Source organism: Myxacorys sp., from assembly GCF_059501405.1.
The window spans coordinates 1-17132 of the sequence record NZ_JCACCM010000128.1 but is presented as its reverse complement, the minus strand read 5'-3'; the positions used below and the strand labels follow the sequence as shown (position 1 = coordinate 17132).

General features: G+C 49.3%; 18 protein-coding genes and 1 pseudogene. 9 read left to right on the top strand and 10 right to left on the bottom strand.

Annotated features, from left to right (window positions below; genetic code table 11):
• Positions 1 to 88 precede the first annotated feature (88 nt).
• From AC5I6P_RS18140 to AC5I6P_RS18130, 3 genes are read right to left on the bottom strand one after another with little or no spacing between them, the layout of a single operon-like run.
• Positions 89 to 544 carry a MarR family winged helix-turn-helix transcriptional regulator gene (locus AC5I6P_RS18140; protein WP_495695185.1) on the bottom strand — a complete coding sequence of 152 codons (456 nt, stop codon included), beginning with the start codon at positions 542 to 544 and terminating at the stop codon, positions 89 to 91.
• A complete protein-coding gene (locus AC5I6P_RS18135; protein ID WP_495695184.1) occupies positions 534 to 986 on the bottom strand; it encodes an EVE domain-containing protein in 453 nt (150 codons plus the stop codon). The genes AC5I6P_RS18140 and AC5I6P_RS18135 overlap by 11 nt, the downstream gene beginning before the upstream one ends.
• Positions 983 to 1351: a VOC family protein gene (locus tag AC5I6P_RS18130; protein WP_495695183.1), complete on the bottom strand. Its 369-nt coding sequence runs from the start codon at positions 1349 to 1351 to the stop codon at positions 983 to 985. The genes AC5I6P_RS18135 and AC5I6P_RS18130 overlap by 4 nt, the downstream gene beginning before the upstream one ends.
• Before the next feature lie 620 nt (positions 1352 to 1971).
• On the opposite strand from AC5I6P_RS18130, the gene AC5I6P_RS18125 reads away from it, so the two are divergent.
• A complete protein-coding gene (locus tag AC5I6P_RS18125) occupies positions 1972 to 2346 on the top strand; it encodes a hypothetical protein (protein ID WP_495695182.1) in 375 nt (124 codons plus the stop codon).
• Positions 2347 to 2723: 377 nt separating this feature from the next.
• Here AC5I6P_RS18125 and katG read toward each other — a convergent pair whose 3' ends face one another.
• Entirely contained in the window at positions 2724 to 4952 is a 2229-nt protein-coding gene (gene katG, locus AC5I6P_RS18120; protein ID WP_495695181.1) for a catalase/peroxidase HPI, read from the bottom strand.
• A 395-nt stretch (positions 4953 to 5347) separates the two neighbouring features.
• Between katG and AC5I6P_RS18115 the strand changes: the two genes are divergently transcribed.
• Both AC5I6P_RS18115 and AC5I6P_RS18110 read left to right on the top strand, forming a co-directional pair.
• Entirely contained in the window at positions 5348 to 5788 is a 441-nt protein-coding gene (locus AC5I6P_RS18115) for an AraC family ligand binding domain-containing protein (RefSeq protein WP_495695180.1), read from the top strand.
• Between the two features lie 299 nt (positions 5789 to 6087).
• Entirely contained in the window at positions 6088 to 6912 is an 825-nt protein-coding gene (locus AC5I6P_RS18110) for an alpha/beta hydrolase (RefSeq protein WP_495695179.1), read from the top strand.
• Positions 6913 to 7030: 118 nt separating this feature from the next.
• Here AC5I6P_RS18110 and AC5I6P_RS18105 read toward each other — a convergent pair whose 3' ends face one another.
• The 4 genes and pseudogenes from AC5I6P_RS18105 to AC5I6P_RS18090 form a co-directional block, all read right to left on the bottom strand.
• The gene (locus tag AC5I6P_RS18105; protein WP_495695178.1) at positions 7031 to 8401 is read right to left on the bottom strand and encodes a cytochrome c biogenesis protein; all 1371 of its coding nucleotides are present in this window, start codon (positions 8399 to 8401) and stop codon (positions 7031 to 7033) included.
• 14 nt (positions 8402 to 8415) lie between these two features.
• Positions 8416 to 9153 (bottom strand): cytochrome c biogenesis protein CcdA, encoded by a 738-nt coding sequence (locus AC5I6P_RS18100; RefSeq protein ID WP_495695177.1) that lies wholly within the window; start codon positions 9151 to 9153, stop codon positions 8416 to 8418.
• 31 nt (positions 9154 to 9184) lie between these two features.
• Entirely contained in the window at positions 9185 to 9598 is a 414-nt protein-coding gene (locus AC5I6P_RS18095) for a TOBE domain-containing protein (protein ID WP_495695186.1), read from the bottom strand.
• Positions 9599 to 9841: 243 nt separating this feature from the next.
• Positions 9842 to 10414 (bottom strand): annotated as a pseudogene (locus tag AC5I6P_RS18090) (ABC transporter ATP-binding protein); the annotation flags it as partial.
• 207 nt (positions 10415 to 10621) lie between these two features.
• Between AC5I6P_RS18090 and AC5I6P_RS18085 the strand changes: the two are divergent.
• Both AC5I6P_RS18085 and AC5I6P_RS18080 read left to right on the top strand, forming a co-directional pair.
• Positions 10622 to 10855 carry a hypothetical protein gene (locus tag AC5I6P_RS18085; protein ID WP_495695176.1) on the top strand — a complete coding sequence of 78 codons (234 nt, stop codon included), beginning with the start codon at positions 10622 to 10624 and terminating at the stop codon, positions 10853 to 10855.
• Positions 10856 to 11194: a type II toxin-antitoxin system PemK/MazF family toxin gene (locus AC5I6P_RS18080; protein ID WP_495695175.1), complete on the top strand. Its 339-nt coding sequence runs from the start codon at positions 10856 to 10858 to the stop codon at positions 11192 to 11194. It begins immediately after the preceding gene.
• A 31-nt stretch (positions 11195 to 11225) separates the two neighbouring features.
• Here the strand turns inward: AC5I6P_RS18080 and AC5I6P_RS18075 are convergent, their stop codons facing one another.
• On the bottom strand, positions 11226 to 11429 hold the full coding sequence (locus AC5I6P_RS18075) for a hypothetical protein (protein WP_495695174.1): 204 nt from the start codon (positions 11427 to 11429) through the stop codon (positions 11226 to 11228).
• A 185-nt stretch (positions 11430 to 11614) separates the two neighbouring features.
• Here AC5I6P_RS18075 and AC5I6P_RS18070 point away from each other — a divergent pair, with 185 nt between their 5' ends.
• The 3 genes from AC5I6P_RS18070 to AC5I6P_RS18060 all read left to right on the top strand — a co-directional run bounded on the left by AC5I6P_RS18070 (position 11615) and on the right by AC5I6P_RS18060 (position 13764).
• On the top strand, positions 11615 to 11875 hold the full coding sequence (locus AC5I6P_RS18070; protein WP_495695173.1) for a DUF2281 domain-containing protein: 261 nt from the start codon (positions 11615 to 11617) through the stop codon (positions 11873 to 11875).
• A gap of 1 nt (position 11876) precedes the next feature.
• A complete protein-coding gene (locus AC5I6P_RS18065) occupies positions 11877 to 12224 on the top strand; it encodes a PIN domain-containing protein (protein ID WP_495695172.1) in 348 nt (115 codons plus the stop codon).
• Between the two features lie 538 nt (positions 12225 to 12762).
• Entirely contained in the window at positions 12763 to 13764 is a 1002-nt protein-coding gene (locus AC5I6P_RS18060) for a zinc-dependent alcohol dehydrogenase family protein (RefSeq protein WP_495695171.1), read from the top strand.
• A gap of 206 nt (positions 13765 to 13970) precedes the next feature.
• Here AC5I6P_RS18060 and AC5I6P_RS18055 read toward each other — a convergent pair whose 3' ends face one another.
• A complete protein-coding gene (locus AC5I6P_RS18055; RefSeq protein ID WP_495695170.1) occupies positions 13971 to 15344 on the bottom strand; it encodes a cytochrome P450 in 1374 nt (457 codons plus the stop codon).
• A gap of 300 nt (positions 15345 to 15644) precedes the next feature.
• On the opposite strand from AC5I6P_RS18055, the gene AC5I6P_RS18050 reads away from it, so the two are divergent.
• The gene (locus AC5I6P_RS18050; protein ID WP_495695169.1) at positions 15645 to 17108 is read left to right on the top strand and encodes a serine/threonine protein kinase; all 1464 of its coding nucleotides are present in this window, start codon (positions 15645 to 15647) and stop codon (positions 17106 to 17108) included.
• The last annotated feature ends 24 nt before the right edge of the window (positions 17109 to 17132 follow it).

Below are 17132 nucleotides of genomic sequence, written 5' to 3'. Positions count from 1 at the left end.
ATTGAGAGTAGGGAGAGGTTCTGTTGCTATTACCTCAAATGTCAACAGAACCTAGGCAGGTTCAAAGCCAGTCATAGTGCGATCACCTTTACTCGGTCTGGCGTTGGAGCTTTTGTAGCTCGGCAAGCAACACGGCTTGATTCCCTTTACCAAAAAACTCTGTATCTAACTGCTCGATGCGTGGCAATGCTTGTTTGAGAATGAGTTCGCCAGCAGGTGTTAGCTTTAATACTTTCGCTCGTGTATCGGTTGGATGAGGAAATCGATGAACCAGCTTCTTAGCTTCTAGCTTTCGCACCACCTGAGAAATTTGCATCACGTCAATTTTGCAAAACTCCGCGAGTTGCACCTGAGTCAGCCGTTCGCCTTGACGAGTAAGCCAGCCAATCCCAGCGAGGAGAACGAATTGTAGGTGAGTAATATCAAGTTCTGAAAGTGCAACTTCAACCTGACGCTGCCAAGCGTGGGTCACTTGCCAGAGGAGGTAGCCTGCACTGTCATCTGGCACAGCAAAGCGTGAAATTTTGTCCCAGTCAATAGTCATAGCGCTGTGAACAAGAGGAGGTAGCCTGCATCGCAGTTGCAATCCGTTGAAAGTCGCATTCGGGAATTTCCAGCAACCCAAATCGGAAAACATAGCCCCAAGACTGCTTATTTTTGATGAAGGATAACTCATCGAGCAACGGTCGGATCGGTGCATCTGATGCGTTGATAAATTGCACATCTCGACGGTAGGGAGTGAATCCACCTCCCATATCGGAACAATAAGGTTCACCAGGCAAAATTCGACCGATCGCAGTGAAAGATTGGATCAGGTCACCATCCTGCATTCTTACACGGGGGGAGTAGTAAACGATCCAGTCACCAGGAGCCAGTCGTTTGAGTGGGTTGCTTTTCCCATGACAAAGCTGGCAAAAGCCTTGGTCAACGCCTTTGATCACATGCTCTTTGGAGGCAACGGCAATCCAATAATGCGGTTGTTTCATGATTGATGCACCGTGATGGAGTAGCTGTCAGGATCAGAGAGAACAAACATTCGACCAAATGGACTGTCTGATAACTCTTGAAGAATGGTTGCGTCAGTTTGGGTTGCTTGTTGATAGGCAGCTTGTACATCTGTAACCGCGAACCACAGACCAACTCCGACCCCTAACCGAGGTGTAGTCGAAAGGTCAATCAGGGGCTTGCGAACTGCAAAAATGGCACCAGCCGCATCTCTAAACACAACGGCAACTGGATTAGGCGACTGTCCGACTTCAAATCCTAATGTATGAGTGTAGAACAGGCTAGAAGCCTGTAGATCTTGAACTTGAAGCGAAACGAAGTCAAGATTTGTCGGAGTAATATTCATAAGCATCTGCGTTTACCCTTTCTACTATAGTAAACGTATTTATTATAAGGATATTTATTTCTATGGCAGTTACTTTGAGTATTTGTTTTTATGAGGCAGCTAGAATACAGATATAGACCTAGAAAGCAGCAAAGCTTATCAATTAAAACTCCTGCCGCTCACACCTTCGATCGCATCATAACGTGTCGATTCCTTGCAAAGTTGCCCAACAGAAGGCTGTTACACTATGGATGCACTGCCCTGTAGCGAACAACCCAACAGTCTCTCTGCTTTGTTTCCAGCCTTCTGCTGACGCGAATTTTCGCGGTTGATCTGAGATCGTAATGCTGTAGGTACTGTATATCTATGAGCGTTTAAAGTTATTTGCGGCGGGTGAAACGGATCTTTAACCGCTGACCAGAACCGTTATGTGGCGAATAGGAGGATATCGTGAAGTGATCGCCGATTTCGGCAAAATCTATTCCAGCGTCAATGGGCAAGACAATATATCCAGAGCCGTTTCCGCTCCACTGGGCTGCTCGGTGTGCTGTTCCTACGCTTGCATCACTTTGCGGAATCTTGCATCACTTTGCGGAATTAGAGTACATAGCACTAGACTATCCATCAACCCAGGAGGAACGATGAACACGTACAACCCCACGTACCGATTCGCTGTCGGCATTGCGATCGCGGCAGCATTCATCCTCGTCTGGCTGAGCCTCGGCGTCGGCATCATCGGGAGGGATGGCGACCCTGCCAACCTGATGTACTTCGGGGTGCTCGCCGTCGGGATCATCGGTGCCTTCATTGCGCGCTTCCGACCCCGTGGGATGGCCCGCGCGCTGTTCGCTACGGCGCTCGCTCAGACGTCAGTCGCCGCGATCTCGCTGACTGCCAGGTTGGGCGACCCGTGGAGCGGACCGCTAGAGCTTTCGGTCCTGAACGGGTTCTTCGTCGCGCTGTTCGCTGGAGCGGCGTGGCTGTTTCGCCGTTCTGCGCATGGGCGACTCGGATAGGGCGCGGCCTAACAAAGCGATCTCACCGGGCCTCACTCATCAAAACTCTTTCTGATTACATCTTCGATCGAATCGTAATGTGTTGGTTCCCGCCAGAGTTGTCATAGTATTCAGCAGTGTGTGAACTGATGACATTGATCGAGCAGTCAACTTCTCCGAAAAGAAGCTTGGCAAATCCGATCGCAATTGAGAGTCACTTCGTTGAGGCACGGTCTAACCAGTCGTTAGAGCTTTGACGTAAGGACCTAAAGCTAGGGCAGCGTTTCAAGACAAGTTGAAACGCTGCCCTCATTTTTGTCTCTAGCTTCCATCTGCGTTCAGGATTGCCGCAGCGTAGCTTTGACCTCTGATCGCTTGATGAGCAGTTGAAGTTACGCTTAGAAACCCCTTGCAGAGCTTTCCGCTAAGACTGCGCGAAGGTCATAGCGATCGAGGTTCATCACCTTGTCCCACGCTGCCACAAAGTCATTCACAAACTTCTGCTGCGAGTCCGCAGCTCCGTAGACTTCCGCGAGGGCTCGGAGCTGAGAGTTCGAGCCGAAGATGAGGTCAACACGGGTAGCAGTCCACTTCGGTTCACCCGTTTTGCGATCGCTCCCCTCGAACACATATTCAGCTTCAGAGGTCGCCTTCCACGTCGTGCCCAGATCGAGCAGGTTCACGAAGAAGTCATTGGTCAACGTCTCTGGCCGATCGGTAAAGACGCCGTGCTTAGACCCGCCAAAGTTCGCGCCCAGGACGCGCAAGCCACCCAGGAGAGCCGTCATCTGAGGAGCTGACAGGGACAGCAACTGCGACCGATCAACCAGCAGCTCTTCGAGCGATTCGCTGTGCTTGCCGCTCGTGTAGTTGCGGAACCCGTCTGCGGTCGGCTCAAGCACCGCGAAGGACTGGACATCCGTTTTCTCTTGCAGCGCATCCGTGCGTCCCGGCTTGAAGGGAACCGTCACGTCGTGACCCGCGTTCTTCGCTGCTTGCTCAATGCCTGCGCAGCTACCAAGAACAATCAAGTCAGCGATCGAGACCCACTTCCCACCAGACTGCGAGCTGTTGAACTCCTGTTGGATTTTCTCTAGGGTCTGCAGCACCGTTGCCAACTGCTCTGGCTGGTTGACTTCCCAATCCTTCTGCGGCGCAAGGCGAATGCGCGCCCCGTTCGCCCCACCGCGCATGTCGGAGCAGCGGAACGTTGACGCTGACGCCCAAGCCGTCGAAACCAGTTGGGAGATAGACAGTCCCGAAGCAAGAATCCTTTCCTTAAGGGCAGCGATGTCCTGCTCATCAATCAACTCATGGTCAACTGCGGGAATGGGATCTTGCCACAAGAACTCTTCCTGAGGAACCTCTGAGCCGAGATATCGCGATCGCGGACCCATGTCGCGGTGCGTTAGCTTGAACCACGCCTTAGCAAACTGATCTGCGAACTCATCCGGGTTATCGCGGTAACGCTGCGCAATCTGATTGTAGATGGGATCCATTTTCATGGACATGTCTGCCGTGGTCATCATGGGGGCGTGCCGTCTTGACGGATCGTGTGCGTCGGGCACCGTACCCGCACCAGCGTCGCCCTTGGGCTTCCATTGCCACGCGCCAGCGGGGCTCTTCGTCACCTCCCAGTCATATTTGAACAGGGTTTCGAGATAGCTGTTGTCCCACTGCGTCGGTGTGGGAGTCCATGCGCCTTCGATACCGCTGGTGATCGCATCGACGCCGACACCCGTGTTGAAGGTGTTCTTCCAGCCGAGGCCCTGATCGATGACGGTGGCTCCCCCAGGATCAGGACCGACGTGCGTGGCTTCGCCCGCACCGTGACACTTGCCAAAGGTATGCCCACCGGCGGTGAGCGCGACTGTCTCCTCGTCGTTCATCGCCATCCGACTAAAGGTCTCGCGAATATCGCGCCCTGAGCCAATCGGATCAGGTTCGCCGTCTGGCCCTTCCGGGTTCACGTAGATCAGGCCCATCTGAACGGCGGCGAGAGGATTCAGGAGCACGCGATCGCCTTCGTAACGCTCATTGCCGAGCCAGGCTTTCTCAGAACCCCAGTAGATGTCTTCCTCTGGCTGCCAAACATCCACGCGTCCGCCAGCAAAGCCCAACGTCTTGAAGCCCATCGACTCCAGCGCACAGTTACCCGCGAAGATCATGAGGTCGGCCCACGAGATCTTCTTGCCGTATTTCTGCTTAACTGGCCAAAGCAACATGCGAGCCTTGTCGAGGTTGGCATTGTCGGGCCAACTGTTGAGGGGCTCAAACCGCTGGCTACCCGAGCCCGCGCCGCCGCGACCGTCACCAATCCGATAGGTGCCTGCGCTGTGCCATGCCATCCGGATGAAGAGCGGCCCATAATGGCCGTAGTCGGCTGGCCACCAGTCCTGGGAGGTGGTCATCAGCTCATAGATATCTGACCTCAGGGCAGCTAAGTCGAGGCTCTTGAACTCCTCAGCGTAGTTGAACTCCTCACCCATGGGATTGGCCTGGGGAGTGTGCTGGTGGAGGATGTTTAGATGCAAATAATGCGGCCACCAGTCTCGGTTCGACGGTCTATGACGAGGCTGATGTTTCTGACCTCCACCCGTAAATGGGCATCCGTTTCCACTGCTCATATTATCTCCTGTCTTTGGAAAAACGCTAATGTACGGCTGCAAATTAGAGCTACCTAGAAAGCGATTTAAATCATCATGAAATAGTCACAGGTTTAATCATAATCGATATGAGTTTGCTTTAGAAGTAGCCTTAAGCTATTGTAATAAGTGCGCTCTCCGACCTCCCGTAGTGAGATCGTGCCGTCGCGTAAGTTAGGTTGATGGCAGTAAACCCAACACACTCCCTTGTTATATTCAATTCCCTGTAGCCCATTCAACCCCATCGGTTACAGTCAACTGGATGCGATCGTTGTTCTTGTTAGCCAGCTAAGTTATTGGTAGGCACGAGACCAAAAAGTTATTCACGGGTTCAGCAATCATGCTGATGTGCAAAGCAGAATGACTAAATTGTTTTTATGGAAAACAAAGCAGCGAAAATTTCTGTTCAAGCATGGGAATCGGATGGCATTTTGCTGAAGCGATATGCTTATACATCAGGCTCCGTAGAACCGCTTCCTAAACATTCCCACGAAGACTATCAGTTTGGTTTAAGCTTCAACTGTCAAGGTCAATATCAGTATCGGGGTACGTATCATTCCATCCCCACTGGAAGCCTGAACGTGATCCATTCAGGTGAGACACATTCACATAGCGATCGCACCTATCTTTCAGCCCCTGCCTATTTTGAAATGATGCACATCAGCCCAGCATGGCTACATACAATTGCGGCTGAAAGAGCTGAGAAGCCTGCCTATCTTCCCTTCTCCTCATTGGCATTTCTCACGGATGCAACGTTGAATCGTTTGTTTTTATTATTACAAGCAGCAACACTATCTTCATGCTCACTACGCCAGTGACCTTTCTCTAGAAACATTGGCAGCGATCGCAGGATTAAGTCGTTTTCATTCCTCGGTTGGGAGCGTAGTTGTAGCTTACTTATCGAAGCCAATATCAGCTACCGCTAGTAGTTTTGATGTGATACGTTGAAAGTGGCGATTAGAGTAGAGTCGTGATCAGCAGGTTGAGGTACTCCCAAAAACAGAAGCAGTTTCTGACTGTTGTAACAGCGGTTCTTGCACTTGCTTACTTGTCAACTTGTTTATTTCTACTTGTACGGCAGCGTTATTTAATTTATCGCCCAACATCAGAGCTTTCGATGCGACCTGATGCTTCAGACTTTGCTCTTCCCTATGAGGATATCTGGATACCAATTTCAGGTTCTCAAGCACAACTACACGGTTGGTGGATTCCTGCCCCTGCACAGCACGAAAACTTTGTTCTCTTACCTGACGAGCCTACCAACAGTCTCACTTCTCCGAAAGTAATGCTGTATCTTTGCGGGGTTGGGCGAAACATGGGGGACTACAATTATCTGGCTCGCGTGTCAGCCTTCCGGCAGCTAGGTTTTTCAGTGTTAGTGTTTGACTACCGGGGATACGGTCTGAGTAAGGGAGATTTTCCCAATGAGTTGCAGGTTTATCAGGATAGCCAAGCAGCTTGGCTATATCTACGGGATGTGCACCAAATACCACCAGAGCAAATTTTTATTTATGGTGAGTCTTTAGGAGGAGCGATTGCACTGGATTTAGCAATAAGGCATCCGGAGGCAGGGGGGCTAGTCATGCAGAGTTCCTTCACCTCAATGGCAGAAGCAGTGAAACATAGAGCATTCCTCCAGATTTTTCCAATTAATTTTCTTCTCAGTGAACGGTTTGATTCGCTTTCAAAAATTCAATCCCTCAAAGTTCCGGTTTTATTCCTACATGGAAAATCTGATTCAGTTGTGCCATCTGAGATGAGCCAACGCCTATATGATGCTGCTTCTGAGCCAAAACAATTGTTTATTATCTCTGGTGCTGATCATGTAAAAATTTATCAGCCAGGGGAGCAGTCATACTTAAAAGCCATTCAAAGATTTATCGAGTCAGTGCAACAGCAAAACATCAGCCAGCCTCCTAACCATTCTGGTGCAGCGGATTGAACGAAGCTGCTTGTGGTGTTGCAAAAGTATTGGTAACCGCTGACCCGAACCATAGATGTAATGATAAAGAAGCAGAGTGTCTCGCGATCCTCCTTAAACTTGTGGATCATTTACACCATCAAACACTCGCAAGCTGATCTTCTGATGATTGAACCGAGTTTCTCTGACTATCCAATTGATCCAAAATGCTGAGAAACTCTCGTTCAAATGTCACTTGAGCGCGATTCGTTCTTCCTCCGATATACAGCGTGCCCTCTTGCTGCAGTACCCAAATTTGCGAGTGAGATACGTAACTCATCATGACGCCGAGCATCAGTAAGCCGAATCCGAGGTACACCACAGGAATACCGGGATCGGCTTTGATTTGCAATCCGGTGCTGCCGATGATATCCGCGATCGCAACCTTAACCCCGTGAATCTCAACCGACATGCCTTTACGTACAGTAGAGATCAGTTTGCCCTGCATATCGTAAATTAGCAGCAACCCCTGCATGTCTCTCGCCACAAGAGAAACACCATCGCTGAGATCCGGTTTGAGCGGCAAAAATGTCCCCCAAATTCTGCCACCAATCGCATCTAATTTTGCCATTGGCAACTGCAACAGTGGACTGTTGTTTAATTTAAGCTGAACGCCTGCGATCGCCCAATCCGCTTGATAGAGTGTGACGCCTTTATAACGAAGCGGTTGATTAACGTGGATCGTTTGCTGATCTATTTTGTTGGCGTCTTTATCCAACACAGACAGCGTTGAATAGAACTGATCGATTTCTCCAGACGGCAAATAGTCAATCCAAAATCGATCGACTTTCACTGCCCAATCATTCAGCACCGAAAGATTCGCAAAGGGTCCAGCATCGGTGACATTTCTGATTTGAAAGGTTGCTCCACTTGGAACAATTTCTTGAGCGATAAATCCGGTCATCGCGCCGATCACGCCACCCAGCAAGATCACCAGCATTCCCACATGAACCACAATCGGACCAATTCTGCCGATGATGCCTTTGTGCGCGTAGAGTTTTTCGCCTTCTTGAAAAATCTTGTAGCGGCGCTGTTTTAGCAAGGGCGCAATGTCTGGAAGTGGAGCTTGCTTAAATTCTGCGCTCAGGGCAAACTTTTGAAATTGGCGGGGCTGACTGTAGAAATTCCATGTCCGCGAAAACCAGCGCAACGCAGGCAACTGACGCGTAAAGGTACAGGCGGTCAAACTTGCGCCAAACAGAATCAAGATTGCTAGGTACCACCAGGTTCGATACACATGATCCAAGCCTGCTGTTAGCAACACTTTCCAAGTGAGAAAGCCAAACAGAGCCGGATGTTCTGGATAATTGAATTGATAGAATGCCAGCGATTGTCCTTGCTCGATTACGGTTCCAGCAACGCTGAAGATGGCGATCGCTAACAGCAATGCGATCGCGAGGCGCAAATCTGCCAGAACGGGTACAATTTCTTTTCTAAAATATCGCTTCGGCGCAGTAATCCAAGTATTCATAATTGTTAAATGGCTTAACTCAGTAATCCAAATCTCGACAGCAGCGAGAATACGCCGAATCCGACTAATAACGCTCCACTGGTGGGCGTAATCCAAGCCGACCAACGCCGCACTTCTAGCAATCTCTTGATCGACGCGGTAAACGTTCCCGCTAGAATCAGGGGCGCAACGTAACCTGCGGTGTAACAGAGCAACAGCGTGCCGCCTAAAACCGGATCTTTTGTAGACCCAATCCAAGCGAGGATGGTTGCTAAAACGGGAGTGCTGCACGGAGATGCCACTAGTCCGAACGTGACGCCCAAGAAATACGATCGCGCACTCGTCGGCAAGTCTTTAGAAATCCAATTCATGCCATCAAACGACGGCAGCGGAAACGGTAAGGCTTCCATAAGATTTAAACCCATGACGATCGCGACTAGGCTCACCACAATCGGCAGTCCTAATCCGATCTGCCCGTACACTTGCCCCAACAACGTCGCTGCAATGCCTAATCCTGCCAGGGTTGTTGCAAGTCCAAGCGAAAACCAGGTCGATTGGAGCGTTCCTTGCCAACGATTGTCAGTGTCGTATCCGCCGATATAGCCAATGGTGATGGGCAACATCGACAGTGTGCAGGGAGTCAGGCTAGTGAGCAACCCCGCCGCGAAGATAATCGCCGCGCTAACAGGTGTGAGATGAGTTAGCTGAGTCGAAACAAGCCCGTTCGCAAACTGAGCCAATTCGTAAAGCGATGTTTGAAGGGTTTCTAACATGGATTAAGTGTTACGCAGTTTAAAGCGTCACTCATATTCTATCGGCTAATGTATCGGCTCTGAGGGCGACGCCCGTATCGCAATCAAAGATATGAATATTGTCGATCGCAGGTTCTCCGTTGCGCCCTGCGATCGCTAACCACAGTTCTTCTCCAATTCTGACTCTGCGATCGGGGTCTATTCGCACTTGCATTAGGTCAGAATTATCTCTCAACTTAACTGCCAGATAAGTTTCACTTCCCAACGCTTCTACAAGATCAACCTTAACGGGAATAGTCTGCTCCGATGGAACACCCACGCTCAAATGTTCGGGGCGAATTCCTAGCGTCACCATGCGACCATCATACGGCGTCAGTATAGTTTTCCAAGAATCAGGCAAGGTGAGGCGAAAGAGCGCGTGGTGCAGAGTGAATGGAGCGCGAACTTGCATCGGTAGGAAATTCATGGGCGGTGAACCAATAAATTCTGCAACAAAGCGGTTTGCTGGACGGTGATACAGTTCGAGTGGGGTGGCGAGTTGCTGAATTTGTCCAGCGTTCATGACCGCAATGCGATCGCCCATCGTCATCGCCTCGGTTTGGTCGTGGGTGACATAAATGGTCGTTGTGCCGAGTTGCCGTTGCAGTTTAACAATCTGAGCGCGAGTTTCTGCCCGCAGTTTTGCATCTAAATTAGACAGCGGTTCATCCATCAAGAATACTTGCGGGTTGCGTGCCATTGCTCGACCTAACGCGACGCGCTGTTTTTGTCCACCCGATAACTGTTTGGGCAAGCGCTTGAGCAGTGGCTCAATTTGCAGCATTTGGGCAACAAGTTTTACCCGTTCTTGAACAGCGCGTTCTCGATCGGTGACGTACCGCAATTTGGTTGGGAGTTTGCGAGTTGATCCAACTAATACATTATCGATCCAACGCGAATTTTGCCCGTCAAGTTTTGTCCGTCGCAAGCCAAAGGCGAGATTGTCGTAAACGCTCATGTGAGGATAGAGCGCATAATTTTGAAACACCATTGCGATGTCTCGTTCTTTGGGTGGTAGATCGTTAACAGTGCGATCGCTGACTCGAATTGACCCCGCCGTAATCTCTTCAAGTCCGGCAATCAGCCGGAGCAACGTACTTTTACCGCATCCTGACGGGCCGACTAGCACCATAAATTCGCCGTCTTCGATCAGTAGATTAATCGATCGCAATACAGCAGTATCCTGCTCAGTTATGCCTTTCTGGTAGGTTTTATAGATATTTTCGAGAACGACTTGAGCCACGATTCCCCCGAACGCTTGCGATAGTCTCAAAGCGGTACGAATTGAACGCGCTTTGTATGAGTAAATGCAGTTTAGCGTATCGAAAAAAGAGCGCTTTGTCAGTCGTTACGAATTGTTTAATGTGTGAATAGCTACAACAAGCAGTCTTCACTCTTCATAGCCCAACATCAGCGATAATGAAACGTAAGAATGACGGTGGAAAAGCTTATGGATGCTGAACAAATCAACGCTCAGGTATCGCTTCCCGCAACGTTATATCGTGCTATTGAGCAACGAGCGCAGACCCGTGGATCGTCTGTCAGCCATGAAATCGTCTCACTTTTGGCTTCTTCGCTAGGTTTAGAAACAGATAGCCTTGATCATGAGTTTGCCTTGTGGGAAGCTGCCAGTGACGAGGATTGGCTCAGCATGGAAGCAATGCTGGCGGCTGAGGAACAGTAGATGGCGCGGGGAGATATTCTACTGGTTGCATTACCAGAATCAGATAAACGCGAGGAAAAAGGGAATCGTCCCGCGATCGCAGTGCAAACTGAGGTTACGTCTTCCCCAATGTTGATGGTTGTGCCTGTTACCTCTTCGCTAGGCGCGGCTCGATTTCCATTTACGGTGAGAGTTGAACCATCCAAACTAAATGGGTTGTCACTGCCTTCGATCGCAATGGTATTTCAGTTACGGGCAATCGATCGAAAGCGAATTGTTCGCAAAATTGGTGAGCTAGAGCCAGAATACATGTCTCAACTTGATGTAGAGATTTGGCAAATGTTGAAGTCGCCGGATTAAGACAAACCAGAATCCAAGACAATAATTCTACTCATGGAAACAGAGGACGATTAGAGAGACGATCGTGATCCAGCACTTGACGCAGATATTCCCATGATTCCGTCTGCTCGTGTTCGTCACCGTCAGTTTGCCAGGAGTGCAATAGTTCAATCATGGCTTGATTTTTAGCTCTAGCTCGCTCTATTTCAGCAGCGCGAGACTCTGACGTAGAGACTTCTTCAATGTTTTGCTGCATAAGTATAACTTCTAAACTTCAGCATCAACATTTTAGCGTAAGCCTAGTCTGCTCTCATTCAGTAAAGATTTTGGCACTCTGTTGGGGCTTGCATAGCGATAATTAAACTAATCTAGTCAGCTACTGCAAGCTCCCAACGATCACTAAAATGAAATCCAAACTGCACGTTGCTTCAGAATTTGATTATGGCTATTCCTGAACAGATTTACGAGATTGTCAAAACTCTGCCCCCAGAGCAAGCCAACGAAATTCTCACATTTGCAAAGTTTATTCGTGCCAAGCACCTAAATGCAAACCGATCAACCAAAGCAGTAGATGTTTCAGATGCTTCGATGCCTTGGTCAGAATTGGTTCATTCCCTATCTGGAGCTTGGGCAGATGACTTTCCCACTTTAGAAGAGATTCGCATGGAGATAGGGCAAGATATCCGGCGGGAGAGCCTCTAAAATGTACGTTTTAGATACAAACACTCTAATTTACTACTTCAAAGGTCAAGGACAAATTACTCAAAACCTTCATAGCGTTGTTTCCAAAGAAATTTGCATTCCGACACTCGTTCTTTTTGAACTGCAAGTTGGCATTGCAAAATCTACCTCGCCTGCAAAGCGCACCCAACAGCTTCAGCAACTTTTGAGCCGCGTTCATTTGGTTTCGTTTGATCGAAATGCCGCTTTTGCTGCCGCTACAATTCGCGCCGAGCTAGAGCAACAAGGAACTCCAATTGGTTCAATCGATGTTTTAATTGCTGGAACAGCGATCGCACTCCAGGCGACTTATCACTCGCAATGTCGATGAGTTTTCCAGAGTTTCACGACTTAAGATCGAGGACTGGTATTGATTTTTAGCACTTGCAAGATAACTCAGAAAAGATTCTTACGATCGCAACAAATTTCACTTCAGGAATCCTCTCGAAGGTTTGCTTTGAGCTAATCACAGCATCTGTTCAAATTTTTGCTAGGCAACATCTCCGTAAGCACTGAGACAAATCACGTTTTACGACGATCGCACTCTCTAATCACAGTTAAATTTCCGCGTGATTGCATTAGCAACTCATTTTTCATAGATCAACTCTCCGTGATCACGGAGTAAAATCAAGTTTTTCAGGGATCAAACGAGTTTAACTGCGGGATCTACGCTCGTGATCTACACATCGTTCATTGATTTTGCGATTCAAATTCCTGATCCTTCGGAGCTTACAAAGCGATCGCGGATTTAACTTCAGAAATTCTTAGCAATTTAACTTGAATCACTTACAAAACCAGTTTGCGATCCTTTAGAGCTTGTAAATCAATGGCGCTTTAAACTAAACCCAGCTAATCGCAGAGACGAAACCATGAAAGCTTATCAAATTCAAACTGCGTCAGGAATTGATGCCCTTACGATCGCAGAACTTCCCGATCCGCAGCCTGGTGCAGGTCAAATTCTCATTAACGTTCGAGCCACTTCCCTGAACTACCGAGATACTGTCGTTGTTCAAGGCCTGTATCCGGGGCAAACGCTTCCCCTTATTCCGATATCAGACGGAGCAGGAGAAGTAGTAGCGATTGGGGAAGGCGTGACGCGGGTAAAGGTAGGCGATCGCGTGGCAGGCTGTTTCTTTCAAACCTGGTTTTCGGGTCGATTAACGCGCCAAAACACTGTCTCTGCTCTCGGTGGCGCGATCGACGGAATGTTGGCAGATTATGTTGTGTTAGACCAAGATGGCGTCGTCAAATTGCCCGATCATTTGTCCTACGAAGAGGGAGCAACGCTTCCCTGTGCCGCTGTAACGGCTTGGCACGCGTTGACGAGAGGAGGTTTAACAGCAGGTGAAACAGTTTTGCTGCTAGGAACAGGTGGCGTCTCGATTTTTGCGCTGCAATTTGCCAAAGTATTCGGAGCCAAAATTATCATCACCTCTAGCAGCGATGAAAAATTAAACCGCGCGAAAGCTTTAGGAGCGCACGAAACCATAAATTACAAAACGTATCCCGATTGGGAGAAAAAAGTTTATGAACTAACCCAGCGAGAAGGCGTTGATCAAGTGATCGAAGTGGGCGGATCTGGAACGTTGGAAAAATCGCTGCGATCGGTGCGCGTTGGCGGGCAAGTGAGCCTGATTGGAATTCTAGCAGGCGCGGGTGAAGTGAATCACACGCAAATTCTCATGAAGAGTATTGATGTGCAGGGAATTTACGTGGGTAGTCGCGACATGTTTGAAGCCATGAACGCCGCGATCGCGCTACATCAAATCAAACCCGTTGTCGATCGTGTCTTTCCGTTTAGCGAAGCTAAAGCGGCTTACCGTCATATGCAAAGCGGCGCTCACTTCGGCAAAATTGTGATTCAGCACTGATAGTTAGCTGGTAGGCGAGACTTGGTAAATCACTTAATCTATCAACGGAGTTCACGATCGTTTTACCGTTACAGCAGTCAGATCATTGATCGCAACTTTAATTAGGAGGGTTTTAATTTAGGATCGCGCGATCGCTAGATACATGCCTGTATTGCAAACACTGGCAGGTCAGCCCATTAATCAGCCCATCAAATAGAATCAGTCCATCAAATAGATGTTGAGTAAATAGGTGTTGAGCGTTTCCCCGTCATCTTCATCTGCACCCCACCTGCCGGAGCAAGGGTAAATCCACGGCGGCGCAGTTGAACGGGTTGATCTTCTACCAAAGCAAGATCATACTTTGATAAAACCGTTGCAAGGACGAGTTTCATCTCCAGTTGAGCGATCGCATATCCCAGACAGCGCCGACTTCCCCCACCAAAGGGAAAATATTCAGAAGGAGAGTACTGGCGTTCCAGAAAACGTTCGGGCTTAAAGTGGTGAGCCTCTGGATACAGGTCTTCGCGCATGTGTACCATGTAGATGCTTGGCATCAATGTTGTCTCAGCATCAAACTGATATCCTGCGATCGTCATGGCAGATTTAGTAATGCGTGGAAACAGGACTGGCAAGACGGGATACATCCGCAGCGTTTCTTGACAAACTGCCGTTAAATACGGAAGTTGAGCAATTTTCATCGGGGCTGAATGTTCCCCTAAGCTATCTAGTTCCTGCACCAGGTTTTTCCGCACATCGGGCAGTCGGTGGATCTGATACAGTGCCCACGCTAACGTTGTGGCTGTAGTTTCGTGTCCAGCAAATAAAATCGAGAGGAGTTCATCTCTCAATTCCTCGTCGGTCATTGCTTGTCCGGCTTCATCTCGCGCTGCCATCATCAAACTCAAGACATCGGTGCGTCCCTGATGGCCCGTCTGTCGTCGCTCCTCAATTTCTGCTTGCAGCAGATCATGAACCTGACGTTGTCGCCGTTTCATCTGTCCCCACGGTGTCCAGGCTCCCCAATCGCGCTGTAAAAACTGCAAAAACAAGATGCTTGAGCGCAACGGAGAATCGGTCATATCGAGCCAAGCGGTGAGTAGGGGCTTCAGTTGTTGATAGCGTTCTCCATCGCTTAAACCAAAGACAATTTGCAAAATCACCTCAAGGCTAACTTTCTGCATCGCAGTTCGAGCCACAAAAGTTTGACCAACTTGCCACTCGCTGGCGACTTGATCCGCAATCAGGCAAATTTGCTGGGCGTAAGTGTGTAGCCTTTCTCCATGAAACGGCGGCATTAATAATTTGCGTTCTCGTCGATGTCGATCGCCGTCCAGCAGCATGAGAGAATTTCGCCCAACTAGCGGTTCTGCCAAGGCGTTCGCGCGTCCCACATCAAACTGTTTGGAATCTCGGTTAAAAATTTCCTGAATTACTTGTGGATTACCAATCACCACACAAAATCCCAATCCAGCCAGCTGCATGGTAAAGATATCTCCATAGAGTTGGCTGTATTTCTCCTGAAATTGGATCGGATCGGCAATCCAATGCCTCAGTTGCAACCAAGGAGAACCGGGGATGCAATTTGGTAGTTGAGTTGACATAACATTCCCCCCTAGCTATAACTAACTCTTCCTCAACTTTACCTCAGGGAAAATGGGTTAATGGTTCACCGAAATCATGATGATAGCTACGATTAACTTTATTAATTTTGCCAAGCTCCAAACATCGCAATGGGCAAAAAATGCAGTCACAGAACGAGCCAAGTGTTGACTGCAAAGCATGTTCGCATAGTTACAAACAGGTTTAATGCCTACTGACGATCCATCGTTGGACAGTCCACAAGCACATCGAGACAGCTTAAACTAGAACGGTCAATTCAGACCTACCCTGAGCGATCGTCTATGGCTCCCTTTGTTGGCAAAACTCTGCAAAACGGCAAGTATACCCTCGACCAGGAACTCGGACGCGGCGGCTTTGGCATTACTTATAAAGCCACTCACCATTGGTTAGATCAGATCGTCGTGATTAAGACGGTGAATGACACCCTGCGTCAAGATGCAAATTTTGTAGACTTCCAACGACAGTTTCAGGATGAAGCGAAACGGTTAGCGCTGTGTGTGCATCCCAGTATTGTGCGCGTGAGTGATTTCTTCATCGAAGACGGAATCTCTTACATGGTGATGGACTATATTCCGGGTTCGACCTTAGCGCAAGTCGTGGCTTCCAATGGTCCTTTGCCCGAAACGATGGCGATCGCCTTCGTCCGACAAGTCGGAGCCGCATTAAACGCTGTGCATCACCTTGGATTACTGCATCGAGATGTGAAACCGCAAAATCTCATTCTGCGCCAAGGCTCTGAACAAGTCGTATTAATTGACTTTGGCACGGCACGAGAGTTTTCTCCGGGTGTGACCCAAATTCATACGAGCATGATTTCTGAAGGATATGCTCCAATTGAGCAATACTTACCCCAAGCAAAACGCACTGCCGCTACGGATGTGTATGGGCTTGCGGCAACGTTATATACGCTGGTGACCGCACAGGTGCCGATCGCATCGGTGCTGCGCGATCGACAAGCGCTTTCAGAACCACGAGATCTACGACCCGATTTAAGTCCTGCCACAAATCAAGCCATTCTGCGCGGCATGGCAATGGAACCCCATTATCGACCTGCTAGTGTAACCGAATGGCTCTCTTTACTGCCCGATGCAGCAATTCACACGGCAAACCTTGAGAGAAGCACTTCGGCACCAGTTCAAGGCGTTGTTCAGCCAATGAGCCATGTTGCCACCATTCCGATCGCGCGATCGCCGCAATCCACCGAAACTGTAGCTCCCCAATCCCTAGCTCCCCTGTCTGAACCTAGACTCCGAAAGTGGCAACCTTGGCTACTCGGCGCTAGTGTCGGTGTTGCAGCGCTTGGAGCAAGCGTTGTGCTATTGCAGCCATCTCGGTTCAGTCCTCCCTCGCCTTCAGTGACTCCTCCCTCACCCGTGGTTGAAGAATCGCCTGTGGCACCGGCGCGACCGACCGAAACACCCGCATCTAGTCAGGAACCAACGCCCGACTTCTCTGCTCCCATCCCTGAACCCGATCCTGAGCCTCTTCCTACAACACCTGCGTCTACTCCGGCACCCGATCCAGAACCTCCTCCAGAACCTCCTGCTACGTCACCCTCTTCTTCAGAACCTACTCCACCCGTGTCGGCGTCGCCTGTTCCGAGTACTGAACCACAACCCGCTAAACCGCAACCTACTGATCCGCCACCGCCACCCGAACAGGATGATAAGAAGGGCACTAAAGAAGAACAACGCGACGAGAAACGCGAAAACAAATCGGCGTTGCTGAATGAGAAGATGAATTAGCATGGAATCGGCACATCTCGAAAT